We start from the raw sequence: 3,413 nt of genomic DNA, 5'->3' as shown, positions 1-3,413 counted from the left end.
CTCGCGGAGGCCGTCGGCGCACCCCTGTACCGGGCGGCCCGGAGCCTCGCCGGGCGCGGCAAGGCAGACCTGAGCGACACAGATCACCGCCGGCCCGGCTACAGGACGGCGGAATAAGTGGATAGTGTCAGCACAGACTGATTAAGTTACTGCTTAGTAATCGCATAGCCGTCAATCGCACAGCCATCACCCGAGTACCCGAGTACCTGAGAAGTCAGCGAACATCGCTGGATCCCACCCTCGCAGGCCCGAGGAGCCCCCAAATGCAACTCGCCGCGATCATCGTGTCGCTGGTGCTGACCGTAGTCGGCGTTGCGCTCATCGCCCGAGCGGTCGCGCAGATCTACCGGTTCGTCCGCCTCGGACAGCCGGTACCGGCAGGCAGCCGCACCGACGACCCCAAGCAGCGCACGATCACCCTGGTCAAGGAGTTCCTCGGCCACACCCGGATGAACCGGTGGGGCATCGTGGGCTTCGCGCACTGGTTCGTCGCGATCGGCTTCCTGACGCTGCCGCCGACGCTGCTCCAGGCGTACGGACAGCTCTTCAAGGCCGACTGGGTGCTGCCGATCATCGGTGAGTGGCTGCCGTTCGAGCTCTACATCGAGTTCATCGGCCTGATGACGACGGTCGGCATCCTCGTGCTGATCGCCATCCGGCTGCTGAACCTCCCCTCCCGGGCCGGCCGCAAGTCGCGGTTCGCCGGCTCCAAGGCCTGGCAGGCGTACTTCGTCGAGTACGTCATCCTCGTCATCGGCCTGGCGATCCTGACCCTGCGCGGCCTCGAGGGCGCGATCCACCACGTCGACGGCTACGAGGCCGCGTACTTCGTCTCGTACCCGCTGGTCCTCGCCTTCAAGGGACTCGCGCTCGGCACGCTGCAGAACCTCATCTACTTCACCGCGATGGTCAAGATCGGCGTCTCGCTGATCTGGATGATCACGGTCTCGCTCAACACCAACATGGGTGTCGCCTGGCACCGCTTCCTCGGCTTCCCGAACATCTGGTTCAAGCGGAACGCCGATGGCGAGGTCGCGCTGGGAGCACTCCAGCCGATGACCTCGGGCGGCCAGGAGATCGACTGGGAGGACCCGGCCGAGGACGCCGTCTTCGGTGTCTCCCAGGTCGAGCAGTTCTCCTGGAAGGGCATCCTCGACTTCTCCACGTGCACGGAGTGCGGCCGCTGCCAGTCGCAGTGCCCCGCCTGGAACACCGGCAAGCCGCTGTCCCCGAAGCTCCTGATCATGTCCCTGCGCGACCACGCGCACGCCAAGGCCCCGTACCTGCTGGCCGGCGGCGGCAAGGACATGGAGGGCAACGAGAAGGCGACGGAGGAGCAGCTCAAGGACGTCCCCGCGGCCGCCCTCGCCGAGGCCGAGCGCCCGCTGATCGGCACGGTCGAGGAGAACGGCGTCATCGACCCGGACGTCCTCTGGTCCTGCACCACCTGCGGTGCGTGCGTGGAGCAGTGCCCGGTCGACATCGAGCACATCGACCACATCGTCGACATGCGCCGCTACCAGGTGATGATCGAGTCCGCGTTCCCGTCCGAGGCGGGCACGATGCTCAAGAACCTGGAGAAGAAGGGCAACCCCTGGGGGCTCGCCAAGAAGCAGCGCGTCGAGTGGACCAAGGAGGTCGACTTCGAGGTCCCGATCGTCGGCAAGGACGTCGAGGACCTCACCGAGGTCGACTACCTCTACTGGGTCGGCTGCGCCGGCGCCCTGGAGGACCGCGCGAAGAAGACCACCAAGGCCTTCGCCGAACTGCTCCACATCGCGGGCGTCAAGTTCGCGATCATGGGCGGCGACGAGAAGTGCACGGGTGACTCGGCCCGCCGCCTGGGCAACGAGCCGCTGTTCCAGCAGCTCGGCCAGGAGAACGTCGCGATGCTGAACATGGCGTTCGGCGAGGACGACGAGGACGACTCGACCAAGAAGGCGAAGGCGACGAAGAAGATCGTCGCGACCTGCCCGCACTGCTTCAACACCATCGCGAACGAGTACCCGCAGCTCGGTGGCGAGTACGAGGTCATCCACCACACGCAGCTGCTCCAGCACCTGGTGGACGAGGGCAAGCTGATCCCGGTGACGCCGGTCGAGGGTCTGATCACGTACCACGACCCCTGCTACCTGGGCCGTCACAACAAGATCTACACGCCCCCGCGCGAGATCATCGCCAAGGTGCCGGGTCTGCGGAACGAGGAGATGCACCGCCACAAGGAGCGCGGCTTCTGCTGCGGCGCCGGCGGTGCCCGGATGTGGATGGAGGAGCGGATCGGCAAGCGCATCAACAACGAGCGTGTCGACGAGGCCCTCTCCCTCAACCCGGACATCGTCTCCACCGCCTGCCCGTTCTGCCTCGTCATGCTGACCGACTCGGTCAACGGCAAGAAGAACGACGGCAAGGCGAAGGAGTCGATCCAGGTGGTCGACGTGTCGCAGCTGCTGCTCGACTCCGTGAAGACCCCGGCCGACCCCGCGGGCGAGCCGGAACCGGCTGACGCGCCGGAACCGGAACCGGCGAAGTAACGGGTAACCGGAACCGCGCCACCGCGTTGCACAAGCGGCCGGACCTGCCTCGGGGGCAGGACCGGCCGCTTCTGCTTTACGGCTCCGGTGGCGCATGATGTGGGGCGGCCGGGACGGAAGAGACGGCCGGGACGGCCACGACGTACGAGGTATTCCTGCGGGGATACGCATTCGGAGGTATCCCGTGCGGATACGCATCGGCAGGGCGGGAGCGACCACGCGACCCGCACGAACCACCGCCCTCGCGGCAGCAGTAGCACCACCCGCACACACCACCCTCGCCGCAGCACAAGCACCATCCGCGCACCCCGCCCTCACCGGCGGCAACGGCGGCAACAGCAACAGCAACACGGCCTACGCGAACCACTGGCCGCGCGGCAGCCACCGCGGCGATCGGCGGCCTCTGCGCCTGCGTCCTCCTGCTGACCGCCTGCACGGGCTCCCCCGCCTCCTCGGCCCCCAAGAACGGCGACGTCCCGCCCACCGCCCTGGCCGGCCTGGCGGGCGCCGAGCGCCACGCCGTCCCGCACGGCACCGGCAGCCGCACCCCTGACGACTTCAACGGCGACGGCCACCGCGACCTCGTCCTGGACGACCTGGTGAAACCGGCGGCCGACAGCCACGGCGACGACGCCGGGATCGGCATCGTGTACGGCTCCGCCACCCGCGGCCTCGACCCCTCGGTACGCCAGCTGCTCAGCGCGCGTACGAACGCCGCCAAGTCCGGCGACACCCTCCCCGCGGCCTTCGACGCCGAGGCGTCGTGCGACCTGGACCGGGACGGCTTCACCGATCTGATCGTGGCCACCGACCCCCCGTACAACGGGATCGGCCGCCCGCCCGTCCCGCTGCAGATCCTCTTCGGCTCGCCCGCGGGCCTCA

General features: G+C 68.1%; 1 protein-coding gene and 1 pseudogene. Both read left to right on the top strand.

Annotated features, from left to right (window positions below; genetic code table 11):
- Positions 1-263 precede the first annotated feature (263 nt).
- Positions 264-2,531: a (Fe-S)-binding protein gene (locus tag JGS39_RS38565; RefSeq protein ID WP_219574428.1), complete on the top strand. Its 2,268-nt coding sequence runs from the start codon at positions 264-266 to the stop codon at positions 2,529-2,531.
- A 392-nt stretch (positions 2,532-2,923) separates the two neighbouring features.
- Positions 2,924-3,413: pseudogene (locus JGS39_RS38560) on the top strand (FG-GAP repeat domain-containing protein); the annotation flags it as partial.

Origin of the sequence: Streptomyces poriferorum, assembly GCF_019399235.1 — a bacterium.
GTDB classification, from domain to species: domain Bacteria; phylum Actinomycetota; class Actinomycetes; order Streptomycetales; family Streptomycetaceae; genus Streptomyces; species Streptomyces poriferorum.
This window is presented reverse-complemented; position numbering and strand designations above follow the sequence as displayed.